The 25,116-nt window shown below is 36.2% G+C and carries 16 protein-coding genes, 4 pseudogenes and 1 riboswitch; of the genes and pseudogenes, 11 read left to right on the forward strand and 9 right to left on the reverse strand.

Annotated elements, in window-relative coordinates:
• Positions 1-232: 232 nt before the first annotated feature.
• Positions 233-1,063: pseudogene (locus AR334_RS07955) on the forward strand (ATP-dependent DNA ligase).
• Between the two features lie 84 nt (positions 1,064-1,147).
• Entirely contained in the window at positions 1,148-2,089 is a 942-nt protein-coding gene (locus AR334_RS07960) for a hypothetical protein (protein ID WP_066307767.1), read from the forward strand.
• A gap of 128 nt (positions 2,090-2,217) precedes the next feature.
• Here the strand turns inward: AR334_RS07960 and AR334_RS07965 are convergent.
• A pseudogene (locus AR334_RS07965) lies at positions 2,218-2,772 on the reverse strand (recombinase family protein).
• A gap of 571 nt (positions 2,773-3,343) precedes the next feature.
• Between AR334_RS07965 and AR334_RS07970 the strand changes: the two are divergent.
• Together AR334_RS07970 and AR334_RS29430 are read left to right on the forward strand one after the other, a co-directional pair.
• Positions 3,344-8,131, forward strand: a complete 4,788-nt coding sequence (locus AR334_RS07970; protein WP_066307774.1) for a type ISP restriction/modification enzyme — start codon at positions 3,344-3,346, stop codon at positions 8,129-8,131.
• Between the two features lie 1,817 nt (positions 8,132-9,948).
• A pseudogene (locus AR334_RS29430) lies at positions 9,949-10,080 on the forward strand (RCC1 domain-containing protein); the annotation flags it as partial.
• A gap of 129 nt (positions 10,081-10,209) precedes the next feature.
• On the opposite strand, the gene AR334_RS07975 reads toward AR334_RS29430, so the two are convergent.
• The gene (locus AR334_RS07975) at positions 10,210-10,986 is read right to left on the reverse strand and encodes a DUF4393 domain-containing protein (RefSeq protein ID WP_066307777.1); all 777 of its coding nucleotides are present in this window, start codon (positions 10,984-10,986) and stop codon (positions 10,210-10,212) included.
• A gap of 321 nt (positions 10,987-11,307) precedes the next feature.
• Here AR334_RS07975 and AR334_RS07980 point away from each other — a divergent pair, with 321 nt between their 5' ends.
• The 4 genes from AR334_RS07980 (at position 11,308) to AR334_RS07995 (ending at position 13,450) form a co-directional block, all read left to right on the forward strand.
• A complete protein-coding gene (locus tag AR334_RS07980) occupies positions 11,308-11,823 on the forward strand; it encodes a hypothetical protein (RefSeq protein ID WP_066307780.1) in 516 nt (171 codons plus the stop codon).
• Between the two features lie 57 nt (positions 11,824-11,880).
• Entirely contained in the window at positions 11,881-12,183 is a 303-nt protein-coding gene (locus AR334_RS07985; protein WP_066307783.1) for a hypothetical protein, read from the forward strand.
• Positions 12,180-12,422 carry a phage holin gene (locus tag AR334_RS07990; protein ID WP_066307786.1) on the forward strand — a complete coding sequence of 81 codons (243 nt, stop codon included), beginning with the start codon at positions 12,180-12,182 and terminating at the stop codon, positions 12,420-12,422. The genes AR334_RS07985 and AR334_RS07990 overlap by 4 nt, the downstream gene beginning before the upstream one ends.
• 83 nt (positions 12,423-12,505) lie before the next feature.
• A complete protein-coding gene (locus AR334_RS07995) occupies positions 12,506-13,450 on the forward strand; it encodes an N-acetylmuramoyl-L-alanine amidase (RefSeq protein ID WP_253701219.1) in 945 nt (314 codons plus the stop codon).
• 40 nt (positions 13,451-13,490) lie between these two features.
• Here AR334_RS07995 and AR334_RS28780 read toward each other — a convergent pair whose 3' ends face one another.
• Both AR334_RS28780 and AR334_RS08000 read right to left on the reverse strand, forming a co-directional pair.
• Entirely contained in the window at positions 13,491-13,637 is a 147-nt protein-coding gene (locus AR334_RS28780; protein WP_082692846.1) for an aspartyl-phosphate phosphatase Spo0E family protein, read from the reverse strand.
• Between the two features lie 168 nt (positions 13,638-13,805).
• Positions 13,806-14,555: an EAL domain-containing protein gene (locus AR334_RS08000; protein WP_066307790.1), complete on the reverse strand. Its 750-nt coding sequence runs from the start codon at positions 14,553-14,555 to the stop codon at positions 13,806-13,808.
• A gap of 74 nt (positions 14,556-14,629) precedes the next feature.
• Positions 14,630-14,715: riboswitch (cyclic di-GMP riboswitch) on the reverse strand.
• Between the two features lie 304 nt (positions 14,716-15,019).
• Here AR334_RS08000 and AR334_RS08005 point away from each other — a divergent pair.
• Positions 15,020-15,922: a DUF6731 family protein gene (locus tag AR334_RS08005; protein WP_066307795.1), complete on the forward strand. Its 903-nt coding sequence runs from the start codon at positions 15,020-15,022 to the stop codon at positions 15,920-15,922.
• Between the two features lie 5 nt (positions 15,923-15,927).
• Complete coding sequence (locus AR334_RS08010) at positions 15,928-16,473, forward strand: hypothetical protein (RefSeq protein WP_066307798.1); 546 nt, start codon at positions 15,928-15,930, stop codon at positions 16,471-16,473.
• A 36-nt stretch (positions 16,474-16,509) separates the two neighbouring features.
• Here AR334_RS08010 and AR334_RS08015 read toward each other — a convergent pair whose 3' ends face one another.
• The gene (locus AR334_RS08015; protein ID WP_066307799.1) at positions 16,510-16,902 is read right to left on the reverse strand and encodes a hypothetical protein; all 393 of its coding nucleotides are present in this window, start codon (positions 16,900-16,902) and stop codon (positions 16,510-16,512) included.
• Positions 16,903-17,115 carry a hypothetical protein gene (locus AR334_RS29435; RefSeq protein WP_156431213.1) on the reverse strand — a complete coding sequence of 71 codons (213 nt, stop codon included), beginning with the start codon at positions 17,113-17,115 and terminating at the stop codon, positions 16,903-16,905. It lies immediately after the preceding gene.
• 1,979 nt (positions 17,116-19,094) lie between these two features.
• On the opposite strand from AR334_RS29435, the pseudogene ltrA reads away from it, so the two are divergent.
• Positions 19,095-20,355: pseudogene (ltrA, locus tag AR334_RS08030) on the forward strand (group II intron reverse transcriptase/maturase).
• A gap of 759 nt (positions 20,356-21,114) precedes the next feature.
• Here ltrA and AR334_RS30590 read toward each other — a convergent pair.
• The 3 genes from AR334_RS30590 to AR334_RS08040 form a co-directional block, all read right to left on the reverse strand.
• Entirely contained in the window at positions 21,115-21,249 is a 135-nt protein-coding gene (locus AR334_RS30590) for a hypothetical protein (RefSeq protein ID WP_301337155.1), read from the reverse strand.
• A gap of 458 nt (positions 21,250-21,707) precedes the next feature.
• Positions 21,708-22,070 carry a hypothetical protein gene (locus tag AR334_RS08035; protein ID WP_066307805.1) on the reverse strand — a complete coding sequence of 121 codons (363 nt, stop codon included), beginning with the start codon at positions 22,068-22,070 and terminating at the stop codon, positions 21,708-21,710.
• Positions 22,071-22,514: 444 nt separating this feature from the next.
• Positions 22,515-24,371, reverse strand: coding sequence for a YfjI family protein (locus AR334_RS08040; protein ID WP_066307809.1), 1,857 nt, complete (start codon positions 24,369-24,371; stop codon positions 22,515-22,517).
• Positions 24,372-25,116 lie beyond the last annotated feature (745 nt).

Genomic DNA, 25,116 nt, shown 5'->3' on the forward strand with positions numbered 1-25,116 from the left:
GCTACTGATATAATAAGACCAAAATAAATAAGGTCAACCAGAAATATTTAGCATTCTGGTTAACCTTATAATACGAACGGGGGCTTTAGTTCACGAACAGTGAAATCATAGCGGTGCCCTATTTTTATTTTATGTAGCTGAAAATGCCATTAATGACAATAAACCACCAGTGATAGTTGTTTAACTTTCTCTTACAATTAATCATGAGGTGGTTTATGTGTTTGTTTCACCGATGTTATTGCGAAGGGTAACGGAACCTTTTGATGATGATTCATATATTACAGAACTAAAGCTAGATGGCATTAGATTAATACTTTCAAAGTTTGATAATAAGGTGCGTCTTTATACTCGCCATAATAACGAGGGTACAGCCCGATTCCCTGAACTTTTGACTATAGATATACCAGACGGAACGGTTTTAGACGGGGAAATTATCTTTACTAGCGCCGATGGGAAGCCGGACTTTGAAGCTATGATGTTCCGGTTCCAGTCAAAGCGCAACGTACTAGAGAACGGGACGTTAAGCTAGGTGGTTTTCGACGTCATCCAATATAGGGGCAAATCGGTTACCAGGTTTCCCTTGATGGATAGAAAGCAACTGCTGCATGACATTATCCCGGAGGATTCAAGTTTAGTATCGAAGGTAAAGTTTTTGGAAGGTCACGGTTCGACATACTTTGATCTGGTCCGGCAGCAAGGCTTGGAGGGGATTGTCTTAAAGCGCAAGGATTCACTCTATGAGGTCGGTAAGCGCAGCTGGGTTTGGCTCAAAGTGATAAATTACCAATATGATGATGTGGTGATTACCGGGCTTAGAAAGGGCAAATTTGGGCTTCTCCTGGGCTTTCAGGGGCAGACCAGCCGGAGTAATGGAGAGAATATTCTACCAGCCGAACGTAAGAAACTGTACGGGGTGCTGGAGGTTGTGTCAGACGATGATAAGTTTACTTTTATAGAACATATCCCGTGTCGAGTAAGGTACCGGAACTTAACCAGAACTGGGTTGCTCAGGCTGCCTCCGTTTGTTAAATGGAATAAAAAAAATTTTAGGATGGAATTGTAATAGTTTCATCCTTTTTATTATGATATAAATATATCGAATATAATATATGTAACTTAAATTGGGGGAAGAAGGAAAGGATAATATATGGAAAGAAAAAATAAAATAGACAATAAAAACGAATTCGATGTAACAGAATTAGCCCCTGTCTTTCTTGGTTTGGCATTCGTTTCTCCGTTTTTTGGCGCTTTCGGAAATAAAGTATTAGGTATATCTTTTAGTGAACTAGGTACATACGGTGACTTACTTGGAGGAAGTACACTTCCCTTTCTAACATTTGCTAGTATTCTTTATATTATTCGAACAATAAATATACAAAAGGAACAATTGAATATACAAAAGGATGAAATATCTTTAGTTCGTGAAGAATTAGAAGACGCAAAAATAGCTTTGCAAGAACAAAGTAAAACATCTAGACTTAATAGATTTGAAAACATATTTTATAATTTAATAAATGAAATTAGAATAGATATACTAGGATTTTCATTTCATACTGAATCAAAAACATATTCTGGGTACGAATATCTTAAATATCTATTGGTCACTTTTAATAAAAGAATGGAAAGCGGCACAAATAGCCCGGAATTTAACAAACAAGTAAAAAATATACGTAAGGAACATTTTAATGAAGATTTTTATAAAATATATGGAAAGGTTGTTGAAGATTCATATTTTTCGCTTGAAAGAGGTACTGATTTTGATGTTTTCCAAGACCATTTACAACAGGTGTTTCTTTTATTAGAAAGGAATATTAATTTACTAGATGAATGGGATCTTGAATTTTATTTGAAATATTTGTTTAATCTTACTCGCAAAGAAACGTTAATTCTATATTTACTAAGTAATGCATTCTTATTCAATGACAAAGGGATTAATAGTATTAAAAAATTAAATTTACTTAATTACATTTCAAAATTTGATACAGGTAACACAACAGATTATAAGTTTATAAAATTTGTAGTTGAAAATGATTTTGAAATACTGCCGTCTTTTACCTTTAATGAAAAAGATTCTGCTCAAGGTAACTAATCAAATTATAAATAAATTACGAGCCTGGGAATCCGGGCTCACTATTTTTTACCTTTAACGAATCACTTTGGACATTAGTTTTTGGTTTATTAAATCGCTTGATTCATGCTCAGCAACAGCTACAAATATTATTTAAAGGTAGTGCGTTTCTTCGCACGAATGAGCGTACTTTTGCTGATTCCGGTGATTTCCTCTACTTGTTTGTATGAATTACTCCCCAGTAGCTTTAGAGCGTGTTCTATTTGCTTCTTGCTAAATTTGTTCGGTCGCCCTTCCCGAAAATCCTCCTTCTGTTTCGCTATAGCCTTTTCTTCCTGGATCGCTCGACAATCATATCCCGTTCAAACTCTGCGAACGCCAGCATTACGCTCAATATAAGCCATCCTGTAGGCGTATCCTCAATTAATCCCATATTTAGCACATGGAATTTAATCCCCTTCTCGAACAGTGACTTAACGGTGTTTATTCCGTCTGCAGTCGTTCGGGCGAAACGGTGCAGCTTTGTAACGACGAGTGTATCACCTGTTTTTAGTTCTTGCAGCAGCTTGTTGAATTCGAGGCGATCAGTTTTAGTTCCGGTAAACATTTCTGAATAAATTTGTAGCAACCATGCTTTTCTATGCTTGAAGCTGGGATTCCAAATCTTGATTTAAAGACGATACCCTGGTGTAACCATATTTCATGATGATTTTCTCCTTTTATTTATTTATATTTTTCTGACCGGGGGTGGGCTCGTAAAGATCTCTTGTATTTAGTACTATTTAAATAGCAATTGCCTTGAACTATATGTAAGAAAGACCCCTATTAGGCCTCGAGTCAGGAGTGCTATAAGTCGTATAATATTTTTAGATTCTCACGCTTATGGGATTATTGTGAATATTTATGTTACTTGAGTCTATCTTAATTTATATTAAAAATCACAGGGAAAGAGTGAATTAAGGCTCTAAAAGATAGAATAAAGAATGAGGAGAATGAAAATAGAGAGTTAAAAAAACAATTAGAAATGGCTTATGGTGAACTTTTTTTACAAAAATCACGGTTTATCGGAAAAATATAGCAAATTTTTCAAAATATTGTAGTTTAGTACTCTTGAAAGAGTTAGAATAATGATGGAAATGTTGTTTTAGGGCTGGCCCTCTTAGAAAAACTAAACTTTATTGATAGTCAATATGCTAGATATTAAATAATATTGTACTCAGTCCTAATAATTACTTTCTGTTACACCTACCAACTAGTAAGATTGGAGTTATTAGGATGAGTACAATTTTTAATTTACTGGAAGAGTTTAATCGTGCAGCTAGTTCAACCCGCGAAAAAGGCGAATTATTTGAAAGATTAATAGCAAACTATCTTTTGACCGATCCAATTTATTCAAATCTTCTAAGTGATGTATGGTTATGGGATGATTGGCCATATCGTTGGGGGAGTGACGATGGGATTGACCTTGTAGCGAGGGTACGGTATACGGGTGAATACTGGGCCATTCAATGTAAATTTTTTAATTCAAACTATAGTATTGAAAAAGGAGATATTGATTCATTTTTTACAGCATCGGGTAAACTTTTTGTAGCAGATGATTATGAGCAATCGTTTGTTCACCGCTTAATTGTCTCTACAACAAATAATTGGAGTAAAAAGGCAGAGGAAGCTATAAACCATCAAACAATTGAGGTTACACGTTTAGGGCTCCAACAGTTGGCCGAAAGTCCTATTGATTGGAGTCAATTTAGCATTAATAACATAAAGGATCTTCGGCTACGCAGAAGGAAGCAATTATTACCACATCAGAAAGATGCACTGCAAGATACTAAATTTGGATTTCAAGCTAATGATCGTGGGAAACTAATTATGGCATGTGGTACTGGAAAAACCTTAACTTCACTGAGGATAGCTGAAGAAATAACGGATAGAAAGGGAAAAATTTTATTCCTTGCTCCCTCAATTTCTCTTGTTGCGCAAACCCTTCGTGAGTGGGCTAACGAATCTATTGCTCCATTCCATTCATTTGTTGTTTGCTCTGATAACAAAATTGGAAAAGAAAATGAGGACATACGCAAGTATGATTTGGCATACCCTGCAACTACTGATTCCGACAGACTTGCTGCCAAGTTAAAGCAGGTTCCCTCGGATCGCCGAAGTGTTATTTTTTCAACTTATCAATCTATTCAAGTTGTATCAGATGCTCAGAAAAAGGGTGTTGGGGAATTTGATCTAATTATTTGTGATGAGGCGCATCGAACAACGGGGATAAGTATAGATAACGAAGACATATCAGATTTTGTAAAAGTACATCAGCAAAACATAATCCAAAGCAAAAAGCGGTTATACATGACGGCAACTCCTCGTATCTATAATGATGCATCAAAAAATAAAGCTGACAAAAATAGTGCCACACTATATTCCATGGATGATGAAACAATTTATGGGCCAGAATTCCATAAGCTTGGGTTTGGTAAAGCTGTCCTTAAGGACTTACTGGCTGAATATAAAGTTTTGATTGTTGCTGTTAACGAGGAGCTTATGGCAAAGCTTGCAAACGATTACAATGCATTTAAAATTGAAAATAAAAAGGCAATTGATAGTGGATTTGCTACTAAAATAATTGGAAGTTGGAAGGGGCTTTCAAAACTTGGCTTGATAGAAGTAAGTGAAGAAGGAACAGAAGCGATAACTGATGATACTGCCCCAATGAAAAGAGCTGTGGCTTTCTCACGCTCAATAAAAAATTCCCAGTCCACAACCAAGATATTTTCTGAATTAGTAAGTATGTACAGCCAGTCTCATCAGGACAATGATAATATGGTTTTTTGTTCATTGGAACATGTAGATGGGACTATGAATGCACTTAAGCGTCAGGAGGCAATAGAATGGCTTAAGGAAGATCCTCGAGCCGGTGAATGTCGTATTCTCTCAAACGCACGTTGTCTTTCAGAAGGTATTGACATCCCGGCACTTGATGCAGTAGTTTTTTTTGATACACGGGACTCTATTGTTGATATTGTACAGTCTGTTGGGCGGGTAATGCGTAAAACAAAAGACGGTAAAAAAAAGTATGGGTATATTATTCTTCCGATAGGAATTCCATCATCAAAAGTTAAAGATTACAATTCTTATATAGATAGAGATAGTCAATTTAAAGGAATTTGGAAAGTTATAAAAGCACTAAGGGCTCATGATGATTCTTTGGTTGATGAGGCTGAATTTAGAAAAAAAATTCGTGTTATTAGCGCATCCCCTGGTAAAGGAAGTGCTAGTGATTCAAGTGGTAATTCTCAAATATCCATGGACTTTCCTCTACTCTCAATTGATGCTATATCCGAAGCTGTTTATGCAGCAATACCAAAAAAACTTGGTGATTTAGAATACTGGAGGGACTGGGCGAAGAACGTTGCACAAATTGCAGAAAGTATTATTTTACGTATTCATGAACTATTAAAATATGATAAAGCACAAAATGCCTTTCAAATTTTTTTAAAGGGGATTAGAGATAACCTGAACCCATCAGTAACTGAGGAAGAAGCAATAGAAATGTTATCACAACATGTAATTACACGTCCGGTATTTGAAGCATTATTTGAAGGTTATTCATTTACAAAAAATAACCCAGTATCAAAATCTATGCAGGCAATAATAGAAATAATTGATAACCATGCCATGAGTAGTGAGATTGAGAACTTGGGAAAGTTCTATGAAAGTGTTCGAGAGCGAGTACAACTTGCAAAGAGCGATAAATCACGGCAAGAAATTATCAGGAATTTATACGATACCTTTTTCAAAAGTGCATTCCCACGGATGGCTAAACGCTTAGGTATTGTTTACACCCCTGTAGAAATAGTTGATTTTATTATCAATAGTGTTGAATTTGCTCTACGGAAGCACTTCAGTACAGGATTAACTGAGCGTAATGTGCATGTTCTTGATCCGTTTACTGGCACGGGAACTTTCGTAACACGACTGCTACAATCTGGGTATATTAGACCTGCGGATTTATTACATAAGTATCAAAATGAACTACATGCCAATGAAATCGTTTTATTGGCCTATTACATCGCAGCAATAAATATAGAAAGCACCTATCATGCTTTAACTGGCGAATATCGACCATTCGAAGGTATAGTATTAACGGATACGTTTCAAATTGCCGAAAAACGAGATTGGATTGATCGTCAAACTTTGCCGGAAAATAGCGAACGAGTAAACCGACAAAAAACACAGGATATTCGAGTTATAATTGGGAATCCTCCATATTCAGTTGGCCAAGAAAGTGAGCGGGATAACAATAAAAATCTGAAATATCCAACCTTAAATGATCGCATTCGTAGTACCTATGCTTTAGCGTCAAAATCAGGGCTAATGAGGAATCTCTACGATTCATATATACTAGCCATTCGATGGGCCTCAGATCGTATTAAAGATAAAGGTATCATAGCTTTTGTAACCAATGGTAGGTTTATTGATAGTAATAATGCAGATGGACTACGTAAATCCTTGACTGACGAGTTTAGCCATCTCTATGTTTTTAATTTACGCGGATTTATTAAAGGGAGACTTGGGGAGGACGCAAAACGGGAAGGCCAAAATGTATTTGACATACAAACTGGTGTTGCAATAACGGTCATGGTTAAAGATCCTGATCATGAAGGTAAATGTGAGTTGTCTTATTACGACATCGGTGATAATCTTAGCCGCGAAGAAAAACTGACAAAAATAGAAAACTTAAATAGTATTAATGGCGTCTATTGGCAACATATCATCCCAAACACAAAGGGTGATTGGATAAATCAACGTAATCCGGTGTTTAATACGTTTATTAGTATAGGGAACAAGGATGATGAAACATCCAATAATATTTTCTCCTTATACTCACTTGGTGTTGTTACTAACCGTGATACTTGGACTTACAACTTTAAACAAAGCTGTCTCGAATCCAATATGAGAGGGTTGATTAAAAACTATAATGGAGAAGTAAGACGATATGTTAATGCATGTATTGGAATGGAGAAAAGTCAAAAGCCACAAATTGAATCTGTAGTGGATAACACCCCGAGTCGAATAAGTTGGACACGTGCCCTGAAATCTGATGCAAAAAAGGGAAAGTTGTTTAAATATGACCCTAAATCGGTTGCAGTTAGCATGTATCGCCCATTTACTAAGCAATGGTTGTATTTTAACCGTTCCTTCAACGAGATGGTATATCAAATGCCACGAATCTTTCCTACTGAGGAACACGAGAACATCGTTATTTCCATAACCGGGATTGGGGCGAGACGTGATTTCTCAGCATTGGTTACTGATGTCATACCCAATCTGCACATGCATGATACCGGACAATGTTTTCCTCTATATTGGTATGAAAAGGTACAGGTTGAAAATAATACTCAAATTGAATTATTCGAAAAACAACCAAATAATTACAATGGATATATCCGTCATGAAGCAATTACAGATTGGGCATTAAATGAATTTCAAAGTCATTATAATAATTATTCATTTACCAAAGAAGATATCTTCTGGTACATATACGGTATCCTTCATTCTCCTGAGTATCGTAAACGGTTTGGCACAGACCTAAAGAAAATGCTACCACGTATTCCACTTGCTGGCGATTTTTGGACATTCTCAAAAACTGGACGAAAGCTAGGTGAATTGCATTTAAACTATGAATGCGTTGAACCTTATCCTTTGGCCGAGGAGTCAAAACTTTTAATGGATGAAGAGAGTTATAAAGTAACCAAGATGACCTTCGGTAAAAAGAATGGAAAAATTGATAAGAGTGTAATTGTTTATAACCAAGAGCTTACCCTGTATGATATTCCGCTTGAAGCTTACGATTATGTTGTAAACGGAAAATCAGCTATTGAGTGGATTATAGAGCGATATGCAATAACCAAAGATAATGATTCTGGAATTGTCAATAATCCCAACGAATGGTCCAATGATCCTCTCTATATTGTTAATTTACTAAAACGGATTGTAAGGGTTAGTTTGGAAAGCGTGAAGTTTATAAAGGGGCTACCCCAGTTAAATGTAAGTGAAGAATAAGAATTGTTAAAAAAATAAATGGGAAAGTCTTGTCTATTTTAGTCAAGACTTTTTCGTAATTTCTATTTTAATAAAAGTTTTGTTAATTCAGTATCATTCCAAAATCGTTATTATTTGTTTCATAGGAGGGGTTCCTATCTTTGAATTTTTCAATATACTTTAAACCACTTTATAAGGGTTTTTTATATTGTTTAAATAAGGTACGTTCACCTTACGTCGTATTCTAGGCCCTTTTTAAATCATAAAGGTTCGACAATCCATTCAAATAATTATATTTTGGACATTTAGAATCAGTACAGCGAACAATCGTGGCTAACAATCTGAATGAGACAACTAATTTATAAAGTCGGCGCCAAAGAAAGCTTTTTTTGGTATGAATTTAAAGGAAGATTCTTGGGTATATAGTAAGTAACGGAGGGGGAGAACACAATGGTAATGCACAAGAGAAATCCTTTAGGTTTAACTTATAAGGACTATTTAAACAATAAAGAATCATCAATAATGACTTTCGATGAATGTTAAAAAAGAAGATGATTGTGAAGATACTGAATACTCCGATAGTTACGGTGAGTATAAAAGGTAAGCGCACATATGTCCAGAATGGAAGCTCTAACGCTGTAATTCGGCGTTCTTTTTTCAATCACAAAATGAATATTAGTTCCTATATAATGGATTTAAGGTGATATTAAGGCAATAGGTGACTGCGGTAAGATTAATGACAGCCAGATACTAATATTCCGAAAGATTTTATGATTACTCGTGAATTGTTCAAAGATCAGGAATTCATACCTAAACCGTTAAATAAAGAATTTTTAGAGAAAATTAGCTATCATCTTGAATAATCTAAAGAGGTTATTATTGATCTTGCAAAAAACGGTTGTGAGAACGACTCAGCGACAACCCGAGGAGAGCGAAGCGACTGGAGCGGAAATCAACAGTCAAAATAATAAAATATGCTTAAAAAAGAGTCTGCCTCTAAAACTTTTGGGCGATGCCAGCGAATAACATTCCCTATATATTCTGTTTTATAAATGAGATGTATTTTAAACTAATAAACTAACTCATAATTTTATTCTCAGTATTGGTTGTCGCCATTATTTAGGCAAATAAAAAAGACTAACACACCCTGTTAATCTTTGACCGGATACAATGGTATGAGTCTTTTTTTTACATCGAACTTTCTGGCTACGGTATTTAGCTGCCAAAGAGCGTCGTGTTACCAGCACGGAACTCTTTTTTAATTACCTTCATTATAGTCGATTTTCATGTATTTTACAACAATACGGGAAACTCTGAATGATTTCTGTTTTACAGAAAATAGCTGCCGATGACAATCAATTCATTCAAGGAAACCTGCAATACCTAAAAATAATCCAGTTCAAGTTTGTGTCTTCATCATCCATCAAGTCCAGATCCAATTTGCAAAAATCCTCTTCGGAATATGAATGACCATATTTTTCAGATGGGAAGGGGCAGTATCAACTTTTAAAGTAGCCCTTACATTTATTCGGTTTTTAGGACCTACTTTGCTCTTTACTCTGTCTTACCATGCAAATCTGGAAAAGGCAATTGTACTCTCACTTCTATTTTCTATTTTCATTCAGTAATATCATTAAATTGAGTGTATGATTTGTTTCTGTTGGTTCCATTAAGCGCCAAAACGATAAGAAATAAAATAAACATAGGGAAACGATGTATGATTTTGGCTATTTTCTTAAACCGGGAAGCTGGAGAAAAAATGAAAAAAGTTCTTCAAGTTATAATCGTTATTCAGCTAAAGGGTGAGAGAGTGAAATAAAGCAACGAATAATTACGATGTGGCGATTGCTGCGGGTTGTGCCCATATTGTCGGTCTTAAATCTGACGGCACGGTGGTTGCTGTGGGAAATAATAAATATGGCCAATGCGATGTAAGCGGCTGGCGTGGCACCCAACTGCCCAACAATTAGTTTTCGGGTAAAAAGGATACAGTTCCTGCAACTAATAAATCCAAAAATAAAAGATAAAAATTCCTTATTCAGCTATCGGGAGTCTTATGTGAGAAAAAAAAGGAGCTAATTTTAGCTCCTTTGAAAGCTTTATTGTTCCTTAATGCATGCTTCATAGAATTGACTGCCAAATGATGATGATGTAACATACCCGCAATCGTACCTTAGTTTCCCAAATGTTGGCGCTTTACTGGAAGCAGATATAACGAAAGGGTGTTCTTTTAGCATTTGATAAGATTGTTTAAGTGTAACATTTTCAATTCTGATCAATCCTAATCGTTTCAAATTATCTAAGTAATTACTCAGAATTTCTGGATGATCGATATTAGCTTCTTCGCCAAGCAAAGTAAAGTTTCTAAGCAATTCATAATAACTTAAGTTATCACTTTCCATTGCTTTTAAGCTTATTATTGGATGGTAACCTAAACCTATTTTTTTCAACAACCTTGCTTCGTCAGAGGTTAATTGCTTTAATATTTCTACAAACGAAGGATGAGCTTTTGAAGAAGATTCTTTATCCATTGAAGTTGCAAGTAAGTTAGCAAACAACTCTCTTAGTTCTTCGTTATGTCCTGAAAATCGTAGAGCTTCCAAAGCAGGACCAGCAACAGTCACTTCAGGGCTTACAATGTTTTCTTTAGTTTTATTTTTAAATCGTTTTTCCAAAGCCGGTTGAAGATATTCTTTAATTTGATCAAAGCCCCAAACTAAACCGGAGACTGGAGAAAGTGCTATGTTTATAGCTTTAGATAAAGTATGGATACTTTTACCTAATTCTTTTGCAGCGGGTTGAAGCATATCCTCATAAACGGGTACAGCTTCAACTATTCCTTGGACAGCTTCTACGGTTTCTTTAACGTTACTCATTAATTTATTCACATCCTTTTTTAAGTACAATGTGATTCTACTAAACTTTTACAATTTATTCTAGGAGGTGTTTGTGTGGAAAGTAAAGCTATTGTATGAATTATGCTCTTTCTTTAATATTTGTTTATTGATTTTAATTGGTTGGAGCGTTTGGTTCCTAAGATCTCCCATACTCTTTTTGGTTTGTTATTTCTCTAAAAAAAAATCCCGGCTGCGTAATAGTCGTGATCTTCTTTTTTAAGGCGATTTTGAGATCTACAGAGGAGATATTTAGCCATATTGAACTTATATAGTAAAAATTTCTATTAGGGGAACTTGAATATGTCAGAACTTAATTATGAACAAAGAATGAGGTTAAAATTCAACCATTATGCAAGTATTACTGCTTTCAAAAGACTTGAAAAAGCAATTGAAGAATCCAACGATCATGAGATTTATTCTGCTATTGGAGAGCTACTACTTTGGGTTATGACTACTCATGAGTGGCATAAAAAACATGGTTTAGCTGATTATTATAATAGAGCGGGACAGGATGAAAAAGGACTTCTATTGTTTGGGCTTGCGCATGCTTATAATTCAATGAAACACAATATGAAACTATTCGTGATTCACAATAAAATAGGTCTTCATTTTAATAACATAGACTTTAATAAAATAGACTTTAGACCTTATGCAGTCAGGTGGATTAAAGCAGCAAATCTTTTGGATGAGGGATTTCCAAACCAACAGAAGAATTATGTTGACTATATTGAAGATAAAGATGTTCTAAAAACATTTAATGATGTGTTAATTTTTTTGAATAATGAAATGCAAACTTTAATATTTCAAAAAGAATAAGTTGTTTTAAGAGTCCTTCCAGGGCTCTTATTATTTTTCTTGAAAGCAGGTGTATTGATGACAGTAGAGGTTGGAGTATTAATATCCGTTTTATCCGTAATAATTGCTTTTCTTGGCTATTCACTAAACAAATCTAAGGCAATTAAATCTGATGGGCAGGAAAGTGCAGAATTAAAGGCAGAATTGGGTTATATCCGCAGAGGGGTTGATGATATAAGAATTGACCAGAAAGCCAGTGAGAAGCAAATGCAGGTTTTTGGAGAGCGCGTAACACTGGTGGAGGAATCCAACAAGTCGCTGCATAAACGAGTCGATAAAATTGAAGGTAATGGAGGAAATGGAGGAGGAAGTGGAGAATGAAAAAGGATATTGCTACATTATTAGGTGGGTTTTTAACAGCCCTATTATTTTTTTTAGGAACCATCGGAGTATCTTTTGATTGGTTTACAACTGAAAGTATTAATGCGTTTATCCTTGTTGTCTCAGCTGGAACTGCGCTTGTAATTAACTTGTATGCTGTATGGAAAAACACATATACATCTAAAAAAGCGCAGTTGCAGAAAAAGGCTTTGCAGGCCCAGGGCCTAATCAAAAAATAATGTTTACCCATTTGTCCCTGTCAAGAATAAATATTTTGCATTTACTATACTATAGGAGATGATAAGTAATGGCAAAAAAAATCATGTGGGATCCTGGCCATGGAGGCATTGACCCCGGCGCCGTTGCCAATGGACTCCAAGAATCAAAACTAACATTAAAGATTGTACAGTATGCGATGACATATTTAGAGTCATATTACATGGGATTTGAGCAAAGAGCTACTCGGTTAAGTGAGACAACGGTGGAGTTATCGAGGCGAGATGATCCCGCGAATGCATGGCCAGCAGATGTATTTGTATCCGTCCACATTAATGCAGGTGGGGGAACAGGTTTTGAAAGTTTTGTTTATAATGGTGCCGGTTCGTCATCCGTTGCCCTGCAGAATATTCTACATGCTGAGATTTTAGCAGCTATGCGACAATATGGATCCATTCCTGATCGTGGCAAGAAACGCGCAAATTTTGCAGTATTAAGGGCGACAAATATGCCGGCGATCCTTACAGAAAATCTTTTCATTGATAGCAATGACGCTAATCGACTAAAGGATGAGACCTTTATTAAAGCGATTGGCGAGGCGCATGCACGAGGTGTTGCCAAGTTTTTAGGGCTAGCAGTAAGACCCCAAACACTTGCTATATCAAGCCCATCTGTCGTATATGAGGCGCATGTCCAAGAACTGGGGTGGCAAGGGCCACGGCGAGACGGCCAGACAGCTGGAACCATTGGACAATCACGAAGAATAGAAGCGTTGACTGTAAGACTTGAACATTCGGACGCCAGGCTTACAGTAGAAGGACATATTGAAAGTTTAGGCTGGACACCAGCTAGGACCAACGGAGAAGTAGTCGGAACCATTGGTAAGGGGTTAAGGCTTGAGGCTATAAAAATAAATTGTGATAAACACAGCATCTCTTATCGTGTTCACGTTCAAAACATAGGCTGGACTGCATGGATACGTAATGGCGAAATAGCAGGTACGACTGGACAAGGATTGCGAATCGAAGCCATTGAGATTAAATTAGCGTAGTTGAGAAGCCCCTTACTATTTTAGTAGGGGGCTATATTAGTTATGTACTCATTTTTATATTTATTAATTGGTCCAGCGTTTTACTGAGACTAATCGTATCTGGTGACGTAAGGCCCTTTTTCATTCCAACCGTTATCATTTTCCTCCTTAGTAATTCAATTCTCTTGGTTAGTTCCTCATTGCACACTTTATTTCTCTCCTGCTTTAAAGTAATTATGGGATTATTTTACCAAAAGTGGATTGATATTCAAATAGATAACTTGACAATTTTTTTTTTTTACAAATTAAAATCCCCTTTTTCTCTTGAGATGGGGGTTTTGATTCTTTAACACTTTGTTCATTTTATCAGATCATGTTAGGTAAATTGCCTATTTTTTAATAATCCTGGTCTGCCGATTAAATAACCTTGGGCGTAAGGAATGCCCATATATTGAGCGGTTGCCAAGTCTAATTCATTTTCAATTCCTTCTAAGATAAGATAACAATTATACTCTTTGCAATATTTAATTAATAACTTAATCAAAAATTGTTTACGATTAGATCGATAAAGATCCCTTGCAAAATAGTGGTCTAATTTTAAAAAGTTTGGTTCTATCTCAACCAATAACTGAGTGGGAACAAATCCTTTTCCGATATCATCTATGGCAATTAATATTCCATTTTCTTTAATTTTCCTAATCCTATCCTTAAAAATTTGCATATTGATATCTGACATATCTTCTGATTCAGAAATCTCAAAGACAATCTCAAAAGGAACATTTACCTGTTGACTAAGGTTTTCTTTTTCTAACATAATATTATATAGGAATTTTAAAAATTGTGGATGTATTATCGTAGACGGGTATACATTTAAAAACAATTTTCCTTTTATTCCTGAACCTTCTGTTAGGTAGGTGCGAACAGCTTTTTGAATAGACCGCGAATCTAATTCAAAAAGCTGTTTTACTTCTATTGCTTCATCAAATATTATCGTTGGATCTAAAGAAGAGCTAGACCTTAATAAAGCTTCAAAACCTATAATCCTCATGGTATTTAAGTCATAAATAGGCTGAAATACATGATAGAATTCTTCATTGCTAATAACATTGTAAATAGACAGTTCCATCTTAACTCATCATCCTCCTTAAAAATAAAAAAAGATAGCCCTGAAAACAAGGACTATCTTAATTTATCCCTATCTTCGGTAGCCTGGCGATCATAACAAGTATTGCCTTAGACCCATGGCTTTGCGTCCTAATCTTTCAATTAGTTTGCCGTTATCGGAAAAGTCATTAATATCATATCACAGATTATTTACATAAAACGACAATTTTCTACATATTTCGAAATTCTGGTTATAAAAAATAGCCCCCTTGCTCATTGAGTAGGGGGCTATTTTAATTGACAAATATCACCATTATATAGCCAAATTCGACCATAAGAATTATAATAAATAAAAAAAGACATGCAGGATGTCCAAACATGTCATCAATAAATTGGTTATATTAATTATATAATAGTTTACTTTTTTGTGCTATTAATTTTTAATAAAGATGAGTGTTTGGGTCTCCTGAAATAAAGGAGGCATTTATGAATACTAAATATGTAAACTTTGATTATTTCCATGTTGTTTGTAGACCAAAGAATTCTGCCCCGACATTTCGTGATGTTCCATTTGATGTAAGGGCGATTTTTTCAATCATGGAAAATAAGGATCTTGCTGAGAGAACAATTCAGTACAAACAGGAACATGCTAGGATGGAACAATTTTCATTCATGGGACATACTCAAAATCTATGGGATATGTACTTTACAAGATTAAGAGATTTTAATCTACCTTCTAAGGCGAAGAAAAATTCAAAGTCAGTTCCAGTTGATTTGGATGATGATGAATATATTGGCGAAAATGTTTCTGCAATTTATGATCAAACATGCAATATCATAATGATACAGAGAAATAGATACAGCTTGGGTCCAAGTGCGATTGAAGAGTATTTTAACCAATTTTGTAATCCAAATGAAGAAATTCACTTGCGGCCAATTTACGTAACTGACATGCAGACGAGAGTTAAGAGTGCAGATTCAGTAAGGAAACTCAGAATTAAGTTCTCTGATGTGAAAAAGGCAAGTGAAAATGTTACTGGAGATTCCCTAAAAAGATGGCTTACTGCATTCGATGATTACGAGACAATCGCTGGCGAAATTGTTTTAACTGTCGGCAGGAAGAGAAAAGCATCATTAGGTGGAAATTTAAAGGGACTCGTTGATGAAATATATGCCAATCAAGATTTAGTAAGTCATGCAGAAGCCAGTATAAGAAAAACTGAGCTGGCCGATAATGAAGTTATTGATTTATTCAATGACAATGCACATGATATTGCTACATTCTTACTACCACCAAGGGCAATTTTAAATCATGAGGCAGTTATTTTAGAAATGGAAAGACTATACATGGCAAAAAGGGCACGTTTACTTGCATTAATTGGGAGATGACTAAAATGGGAAGATTTCGAGATAAGATTTATCCCTATGTAGTGGGAGCGATTGTCATGATTATTGCCTATTGCTTTCATTTAGATCCTACTATAAAAGGATTTGATAACGTTTTAGATGGGCTTATCTCGTTTTCTTCAATTGTCCTTGGATTTGTGGCTGCATTATTAGCGATTATCTTAAGCATATCAAAATCTCCGGTAATGAATCACTTGTACAACTACACTGCTTCTGGTGGGACCATAGACGGGAAAACTCTACTTTTTGGATACTTTCGTTCTGCACTATTTTCCGGTTTTTTTACAGTGATTATTTCAATATACATGTTTATTATTAGCAATAAAGAGCGAATAAATATATTTGATGAAATACTCACCTATTTTTGGATTGGGATTACTACAATTTTTATGTTAACGTCATACAGGATTGTTTCGATAATAATGTTTACTTTATTTAAACATGAATCAAATCAATCTACACATGAACAAGCAACTCAACCAGAAAGTGATTATAGTCAATTACAGGAACGAAATACCAGAGTGATTGAATAGAAAGAAATAAGCCCCTCCTAAATTATAGAAGGGGCTTTAGATATGCTTCCAGGTCTTCCTCAAAACCACATCCGAAATGGTCGGACGTTTCACGCCATACTTCTTGGCCAGCTTATATTGTGCATCAGTTTTGGTGTAGCCATCCCAAAGTAATTCTTCATATTCACTTCTAATTCTTTTCACTTGTTCCTCAGTCAGCTTCGCGCAAGTATTTAGTTCTCCTAGCTGTGTTGACCTGATTTTCTCACTGTATTCGGGAGTAGTTCTTAATCTACATGCTTCGGATTTTTCTCTGGTGCCGGCTGCATATTGATTAAGGTATTTGATGACCGTATGAGCCTCAATATGTAATATTCTGGCCACGTTACGTGTTGACAACTTTTCTTGGTAATACAACCGTTCAATTTCTTTTAATAACTCAGCATTCATTTAACCACTCTCTTCTTCAAGTGCTTTCTTAAGTTTAAATGCTGCCATTTCTATTGCCGAATCTCGAGTCGATCCATAGCAGTTACAGACTGTTACCTTTCCATTCGATGCAATTGCATGATAGATGTCACCGTAATCCACCACATGAAAAGCGACTTTACCTTTGCGGAAATACCAAAACCAATACCAAAAATTCCATAACCAAGCCGGCATCAAAACGCCTCCTTTCACCTTAAAATTCAATATGCGTTCTTTATTCCCTTTATCTGAATATGGACGTTTTGTGGCAAAATAAAAAGCCCTGCAAATGGGCTTAAAATGGCAAATTGTCATTCATCGATTTATTACATTCCTCCTGCTCCTGCTCTTAGGCCAGCACCAACTGAGTAATGTCCTGGTTGCCGTTTATGATGACCTTCTCCAGCTGTGCGTGGAAAGGCATATCCTTTTTAATCTGTTGACAAAATAATAAAGCAATCTTTTCCGGGTGGCGGCCTCAGAGCAGGAAACTGCAAGATTGAGATACTTTTGATGAATCGCTGTAGATTATCTGGATGTTTCTGTTCATTTGTATACTTCCTTATAAACCTTTCCCCAAAACATCCACTTTTGGCCGGGAATTAAACGCTAATAAACGAACAGCAAGCAGGCCGAAAAATACAATGTATTCAAGCAACCGCAATTACCTCCGGCAGCTATTCTAATATTTCCGATTTTTTAAGAATTAATTAAAATGGAATTACTTACCGCTGACAAGATTTTTTCAGGCCAAGTGGTAATAACGCATTATTTATTATCGCTAAGTTTATAACAATACTCGAACCTACAATTTAACAACTTGCCCAATAACAAGCCTTTTTCGGTCGGAATGAATAATTCAAATTTTTCATATTTCCTTAACTGGCGAGGAGATACCTTTATTTTTTCAGCAATATAATCCTTTTTTAATCTGCTTTCTCTAATTAACGCCTCAATGTTGCATTTCCACATTTTCATCACCTGTAAAAATAATACTTCGGAAGGGAGGTTGAAAGGAGAGCAGAAATAAGGAAGTAAGGTCCGTTTCGTTTAATACTACCAAAGATGACGATAAACGTTATTTAGAGCGGATAGTGTCAATAGGTAATTTTAGCGGCTACGTTAAGCGCTTGATTGAGAAGGATATCCGGCAGAGGAAGATAATAAAGTCGGAAAATAAAGCCACCACAGCCAATTTTAAGCGATTACCCGATAATTATTCGGACCACTTGAAACAACCTTAAAATCCGTATGACCACCTCCTTTCTTAATCAGTTATGTGTAACAAAGTAACGCGGTTGACGTTGGTAATTGTCAGTACAATTTGAAAGGGGATGCAAAAAGAATGATAGAAGGGATGGGGTTAGGAGGTAAGAAAGTTCACTGGGTAGAATGATTTGATCGACTCCTTTCGAATTCCTCCCATGACCGCAACTGTACCATGATGAGCAAGAGATTCTATCCACGAAGTTTCAATTTGTAATCCTGTCTGATTTTTATTGGCAATTTTTATTTTGTCTTTTAAAATTCAGTGTATACAACGTCCTCATCTACCATGAGGTAAACTTTCGGTATCTCACACGCAATGTAACTGGGAAACTATTTCCCAGTTACCCACCATGTGCGCCCGGCATGGGTGCAGTCTATAGGGTGAAAGTCCCGAGCCATGAAGGCAGTAGTAATGGTTAGCTTAACGCAAGGGTGTCCGTGGTGACGCGGAATCTGAAGGAAGCGAGCGGCAAACCTCCGGTCTGAGGAACACGAACTTCATATAAGGCTATGTATCATTGGATGAGTTTGCATGTCAAAACAAAGTCCTTACTGCCGAAGGTGGTACAGAGTAAATGAAGCAGACAGATGGAGGGAAAGACTGTACTCTTACCCGGGGAGGTCTGATTGATAAGCCAAGTACACTTGGTAACCTATCCAGCAATGGATAGCTGAACAATCAGAAGTCAGCAGAGGTCATAGTACCATTCTAACTCGAGAAAGAATGGGAAGGACTGAACTATTAAGAAAGAATGCAATCTGCACATTCGGTGATTGCATTGAACACAGACAATCCGAAAGGACTTACCTAAAGGAGGAAGCGGTGAATCCGTTGTGGACTTTAGGAGGGTGGAGCAAGTACCGGCATAAACAGAGCCTTCATTCACGTGGAAAGGAATAGCATCATGTTAATGGAACGAGTCTTGTCACGGGAAAATCTCTTAACTGCCCTTAAACGGGTAGAGCAGAACAAAGGAAGTCACGGCATAGATGGAATGTCCGTAAAATTCCTACGACGATATCTCTATGAAAACTGGGACTCCCTTCGGGAAGCTTTGAGAACAGGTAACTATCAACCTTCCCCTGTTCGCCGTGTCGAAATCCCGAAAGCAAGCGGAGGGATAAGGCTTTTAGGCATACCAACTGTGACAGACCGTTTCATCCAACAGGCAATTGCCCAAGTATTAACCCCAATCTTTGACCCAACCTTTTCTGATAACTGCTATGGCTTCCGACCTAACAGGAGAGCCCATGATGCGGTAAGAAAAGCAAAGGGTTATATCAAAGAAGGTTTTTGGTGGGTAATTGATATGGACTTAGAGAAATTCTTTGATAAGGTCAATCATGACAAATTGATGGGAATACTCGCTAAAAGAATTGAAGACCGCATACTTCTAAAACTAATTCGGAAATATCTTCAATCAGGTGTAATGCTTTAATGGGGTCGTCCAATCAACAGAGGAAGGTACTCCGCAAGGAGGACCTCTCAGTCCTCTCCTTTCAAACATAATTCTTGATAAATTAGATAAAAAAATTAGAAGCTAGAGGACATAAGTTTGTCCGTTATGCGGACGACTGCAACATCTATGTTAAGTCATTAAAAGCAGGGGAACGTGTAATGGAATCCGTTACGACGTTTGTTGAGCAGAAACTAAAGTTGAAGGTAAATAGGAATAAGTCGGCGGTAGACCGTCCATGGAAACGGAAATTTCTTGGCTTCAGCTTCACATGGAATAAAGAACCGAAGGTGCGAATCGCGAAGGAAAGCATCAAACGCTTTAAGATGAAGATTCGAGAAATTACCTCTCGGTCAAAACCTTTTCCAATAGAAGTAAGAATTGAAATGTTAAACCGTTATCTAACAGGATGGTGCGGGTACTTCGCTTTAGCTGAACTTCAAGCAAATTCAAAGAATTCGATGAATGGATAAGAAGAAGGCTTAGAATGTGCGAATGGAAACAGTGGAAGAAACCCAAGACCAGAGCTAGAAAACTAATTGGTTTAGGCGTCCCTGATTATAAAGCATATGAATGGGGCAACTCCAGAAAGAAATACTGGAGAATCGCATGTAGTCCAATATTACACAAAACCCTCGATAACTCTTATTGGAGTCAACGAGGGTTGAGGAGTCTATATAATCGTTATGAATTTCTACGTCAATCTTAATGGAACCGCCGTATACCGAACGGTACGTACGGTGGTGTAAGAGGTCGGGGGTTAGTCACCCCCTCCTACTTAATTGAGCTTCCGGTTTTTCAAACCATTGTTTCCCATACTTATCCTTTAATAATTTTTCAGTAGCATTGGATATGTAAAAATAGTGAAATTTTTTTATTTAGAGTCAAGTGGTAAATCTCTAGTAATTAGTATGGAGATATTTTTGTATAACGCTGGCTTAATTACAGCGAATCTCACTATCAGCAGTTGAGGCAGGGAGTAGTAAAACGCAGATGCTCGAACTGGCCGGCGAGCTTGTTGCTGATAATTTAACGGACAAGGAATATCAAATAAACGGTTTCTGAATATCGTCAATTATATCGAAAAAAATAATGTTTCGGTTCAGGAGATTCCTGATTCCTTCCGCGATAAAATCACGATTGAACATTCCTTCTTTTTTAGAATTACTTCCAAAAATTTCATTCATTTTTTTATTTCCAACCGAAATTTGGAAAAAACACGTATATTAATAGTAGTTATCTTTTTCGCTAAAACACAATATTTTTATAAAAAGCCTTAAAATTATAGTAAAATTACCTTCTCTCCCTTTGCTAGACCATATTTTACTTAATTTGAAAAAGGGTTATTCAACTGACCATTAGTGTGTTCCACATTGGCAGCTATCTGAAGAAAATAGACGGAAGATATCCGCCAAGGTAATTTGGACACAGCATTGAAGTACCTAAGCTTAGCTCTGTCCTTGCATAATTACTTATACCGTTCAAACAAATGAACTGCCAGTGCTGGATAATTAATTTCCTCAAGGGCATGTCCATTTTTTAAAGAGAGCTCTTTCCATTTTTTTAACAAATCGAGGTTTGGACTTTTCTTTTCCTTAAGCATCTTTTTAAACCCACCTTTGCATTTGTAATTAATTTTTTATGGCAAGGATATTTTAGTTTTCCTTGGGCATCAATTATTCCAAGAATTATTGCCCGGCAGAGTTGTATTAGATATAGGCTCTACATATTCAACACTAGTATGATTCCTGTTTTTTCATCAATCAGAAGGTACTGATAAAAACCAGGTTTATTTTCCTCATGTAAATATTTTACCCTGTAAAAACTAGTTTTACAGTTCTTAAACTTTGGTGTGTTGCGTTTTTTGGGGAGTAATATTTTCTCTGTGATAAAATCCCGCTCAAGTCCGGCCAGATCCTGCCATCTTAATGAAATACAATCGAATTCTCTGAAGGGAATGTAAACATTTTAAACGAAAATATCAATAGGTATAAAAAAAAGACCAACTTTTTAAAATGTTTCAATCTAAATGATTGTTCATTTTAATAGTTGATCCTATTTTTATCTTTTAATTAGATCATGGCCTCTCCATCCACGGTACCACCTAGTAGTAATGGTTTTATAGGAAATCCCGCTTTGTTCTGCCCATTCAATAAGCGGTTTTTGAATTCCGTTGATTTCCGCATAAACCGTTGACTGTTTATTTCGGGATTGCGCTCGCATATCAATCCATTTGCAGTTCAAAGGTTCGTAATTACCATTAACATCCATACGTTCAATGGTCAATTGCTCTTCATATCCGTTATTATTTGCCCAGTTAAAAAAGGACATGAAATCATTATTCCACTGTTCACAAACTGTGATGCCCCGGCCCCCATAATTTGTATAGTTTGAAGCATTCGGATTGTTGCACCTGTCTTTCATCTTTCTCCAAATATTATGAAGTCTTGTTTTGGATAATCCGTGTATTGTTGCTATGGTTACTCCTCCTCTTTATTTATGTCGGAAAAGTAACCATTTATATTCTAGAAATCAACTTGAAATAATTAGATAATCAATCCCAGCATGCCAGCCTCTATAAAACTTGGAGAAGGAACAACACCAGCCGAAGGCATCAAATGTTTATTATTCAGGTCTTGATTTACACCATACTCTCTTATGATAGTTTTTGAAAGTGAAAAGTTCTTATAATGTTCCGTTTAATAGGGTTTGGAAAATACCTCCAGATGATTCTAAATCCTTTTTTAGCTTTTCGCGCATATGCCCCAAGAGATATCGGAACGCCTATATAATTCTTGGAACCTTTTTTGGAACATCAAAACCCAGTCATAATAGAGATATTGGCCTATTGGAACATTTGGATCAATATCAAGTGTATTCCTTAATATCACTTAAAAGATTAAAGATTTTTGAGTTGTATTTATTAACTTCTATCAACCTCCTTCTTTCCAATGAATTAAGTACAGATTTCATGACCTTTGAGTTCATTCTTCTTCTCAGGTTACTTTGCTGAATCTTTTTCCATTCAATAGCACCATCTTGATTATATTTGATGATATAATCGACCATTAGTTTCTCATCAGGTGTAAGCGGATCTTTTTGCCTACCGTAAATAGCCAAGTAATGTTCAGAATAATACTCAAATAGCTGCCATACCTTCATGGTTGTTTCCAAGTTAATATTTGTTGGGAAGGGAACCTTATCATAGTTCTCTGCAATATGTATGAGAGCTATCAGCCTTGAAAGTTTTCCGGGAAGTTTCCGCATCCACTCACAATAATGTGAATCACCAAAAGGTTCACCTTTTCGCATTTGTTTTTGGACAGCATCTCTGAATCTTTGGAATTCTTCATAGGCGCCTGTATCAAATGTCAAAGTACAACCACTAAGATCGTGGATATCATTCAATAGTTTATTATAGGAAGCTTCAAGTTCTTCTGTCACTGGTTCAGAATCAAGTTTATCATAACCTACATTGTATTCTGGCTTCGCCAATAGAAAACGTTGTGGCAATCCTCTATTCGTAGAATATTCCGTAAAGTCATTGATAACAGATGGTTGAAATAAAGCACCTATATTGAGACAAGGGTTTTCCAAATGTTCCTTAATATTTCTTCTGGTGACTGTGTGAGATTCACCATCAACCCCCTTTAAATAGATGTCAATGTTGGGGTCACTACTGTACCTGCCCATCATACCTGTGACAAATCCCCCTTCTGGCGAGAATAAGGAAATTTTCTCACCATTATTAACCATAGTAGTTACTAGTGCTTCTGGCGTGACATCTTCCACAATCATTTGCCCTTCACTAACAATGGGTAACTTTGTCAATGACTTAATTAATTCTGATTTCTCAGAAGTAAAATTACTGATGGCTTCCGGGTCATTAAGCTTGGCTAAATCCTGTTCCAGTTTTTCTATTTTCCTAGTCAGTATCTTTTTAGTAGATTCATATTCAGCACGCTCAATTCTTTGAGTGAACATGTTTTTCCTCTGGATAGTTTGTATCGGTTTAATCATATGACTAAATACAGCTGATTTCTTTGATCCTGGGGCTGCCAATGCACCCGAATAAACGCATACTTCTTCACACCATCCTCTCTTAGGCGAAACCTTAAATTTTCTCATGGACAAGGCGGCTAATACAGGAAATGCTAACACAGATGGAATATCAACTGGCACTTGTAACGATTCTGAAACTGCCTCCACATATTTCTTCAAAACTACTGGAAATACCTCCGTCGGAAACAATGGTAATTGAGGTTCATCAATCCCATCTTCTTCCTGATCAGTTAAGCTCTTTAACAAATCAATATGGTGGTTAATGTAATGTTCGGTAAGAAAAATGGTATCTTGACTAAGCTGTACTAACATCGCCTGGATGTCCTCTTGTGGCATTTTGACAACGTGATTTAGGATGGCAGTTTCATGGCCGAGCCTTTTACAGAGCTGAGTTGCTATATCATTAGATACCTGGCCTTTTAGTACTTTGTCAGCAAGTTTTAACTCAAAAGAGTAACTACGAGCTATTTTCTCCTCAACCAGCACCGAATCCGGTACGAGCTGAGGTTTTTCTTTGGTTTGTGATGATTCTTCAAATTGGATTTCTTCAAGTCCTGTTTTTTCTTTGCATGGCTCTCCCATGTTTTTCTCTAAATCATCGAAAAAGTTTTTATCATTGTTTTCCATCATTTCTTCAATAAATAGTTTTTGTAATTCTTCCATCTTAAACATCCTTTCTTTTGCGTTTTTTATGTTCTTAAAAATGCTCCAAATGTTCCAAAGTGCCGACAAGCGTTGAAAGGGCGCCTTTTGTTCTGTTCAAAAAATGTCCAAAACATGTTCGAATTTCGGCAAAATCGGAAACACTCTTTAGTTAGATTGGTATTTACCTATGAATTTTTGAGATCCGATAGAGTGAATTATAAACCTGCCTTCCTTTTTGTAACTCTGAAATAGAACCAATTTAAAAGTACTAAGTTTCATAAACCGGTTATATTTTCCACCTATCTCAAAAGCAAAAACTCTTGTGTTAATTGAAAATCAATCTTTTAATTTATTTTTTTCTAGCGCGATAATCGTTTAAAACCAACTTCCGAATATACTCAGATCGCCTAATCCCGGATTCCGCACATTTTTTAGCAATGTACTTGATATATCTTTCCGGAAGCCTGACGCTGAATGGAATTGAATATTCTGTTTTGCTTGATTTCGTCATCTTTATCAACTCCCCTCAAAGTAACAAAGTAGTTACTACAATAATTTTTGAAAAAAACCCTTAACCAGTGCGGAATACCAAAAGCTTGAAAATGTAGAGGTATAACTTCAATTCTTTATTTTCAGCTATTCATATGGTTAACGGATGACACATGTATCGAAACCATTTGATAATTAAATGTCAATACCTTTTTTGGAAAAGTCACAAATATTAAACCATAGGCGGCAATCCACGGATTTTACTGCAAGTGTT

Source organism: Bacillus sp. FJAT-29814 (genome assembly GCF_001510715.1).
Lineage (GTDB): Bacteria > Bacillota > Bacilli > Bacillales > Cytobacillaceae > Neobacillus.